The sequence below is a fragment of the Thermogutta sp. genome (assembly GCF_014359955.1).
Lineage (GTDB): Bacteria > Planctomycetota > Planctomycetia > Pirellulales > Thermoguttaceae > Thermogutta.
Genome location: NZ_JACIYL010000979.1, coordinates 1 through 1,426 on the forward strand (window position 1 = coordinate 1; position 1,426 = coordinate 1,426).

The 1,426-nt window shown below is 64.0% G+C and carries 1 protein-coding gene; it reads left to right on the forward strand.

The window, feature by feature from the left end; all coding sequences use genetic code 11:
- Positions 1-28 precede the first annotated feature (28 nt).
- Positions 29-1,426 (forward strand): hypothetical protein (locus H5U08_RS18725; protein WP_297036646.1); only part of this gene is annotated, 1,398 nt, incomplete at its 3' end.

A 1,426-nucleotide genomic window follows, 5' to 3' on the forward strand; every position in this document is an offset into this window, starting at 1 on the left:
AACGGTCCGTTCCCGCCAGCAAAAACCCGTGTGGAAACGCCTTCTGGCGCCCATCATTTTTTTGTGGGATCATCCGGGGGTCACGGTCTTTCTGGCTTTGGCCCTGTTGTTGATCTCGGCGCTTGTCAATCGGTTCGTGCCGCCCGCTCCGCCCCGGTCGTCCGATCTGGTAGCGGCTGCGGCGCCTTCTTCGGCGGAGGAATCGTCGCACCCATCGACGTCAGCCCCTTCAGCGACCGGCCGGGCCATCTCGAAAACGCCTTCCGATATGACCGGCAGCCGCCCAGCACCGCCGGCCGTGGCCGGCGGCAATTCGGCGGGTACAGCCCACGGACCTTCCGCCAACCCGGCCGCACAAGGAATAGTCCAGAAACCCTCAGGTGCTTCGCCCCTGGCGCCGACCGTTGCGGCCCCTTCCGCCCCGTCGTCCCCGGCTGATTCGCCGTTGCGTCCCGGGCTGCTGGGCCGCGTCAGAGTCGATGGAGAAGACCTCGGCGTGATTGTTCGCTATTTGCCGGGAGACCCGGTTGCGGGAAGCGATCTGGATCGTCTGGTGACGCAGTACGGGTTGCAACCGGGAGAGGAGTCGGTTCGCCTGCTCGGCGTGATTCGCGTAAAAAGCGGAACTGCCCCGGGCGTGCCGGTGCATCTCCAGCTCACCTGGGAGGGCGCATCCTGGGAAGGTGTGACAGTGAGCGTCGATGGCCGCGAGCTTCCTGTCCCCAAGGATTTACAGGAAACGGTATGGAACACGTCGCTCGTTCTCACTCCTGGGGATCATCCTCTCGAATGCCGTCTTACCGCGCAACCCTGGGCCAAATCCTTCAAACTGGTGGTGAGTTCCCTGGCAGCACAACCGGCAGGTGTCAACGTCGCCCCGACCGAGCAGCTCTCTGGTCCTTCGGTCCAGGTGGGCTATACAGAAGCCATCCTGGCCCAGGTGAGCCAGCTTCCGACTTTGGCCCGACATACGCTGGACAGCCAACTGGCTTCCCTGTCCTCGACGGATCTGGCCGTCACTTCACCCCAGGAGTCGCCAGGACCTGCGGAACCGCCCCCGTCCATGGTCGGAGGACCGCCGTCCGCTCAGCGAATACCGGTCCCCTCTCCGCAGGACGAAAAGCTGGCGCGGGATCAGATACGGCAGGAATTTCGAAAAGACTATCAGGAGGCCACGGCACCGGCAGCCAAAGTTTTGCTGGCGCGTATGCTCCTCAAACAGGGGAATCAGGAAACCGACCCGGTTCGCCGATTCGCCCTCTATCAGGAGGCCCGCGAACTGGCTTTGAGTGGCGGGGATTTCGCTCTGGCCATCCAGGCCGGAGAGGCGCTGGGGCTTGGCTTCGAAATGGACCCCTGGTCGCTCCATCTGGAGGCCGCTCAGAGCCTCGTGCGGAATGCGCGGTCCACCGAGCAGCGAGAGAGG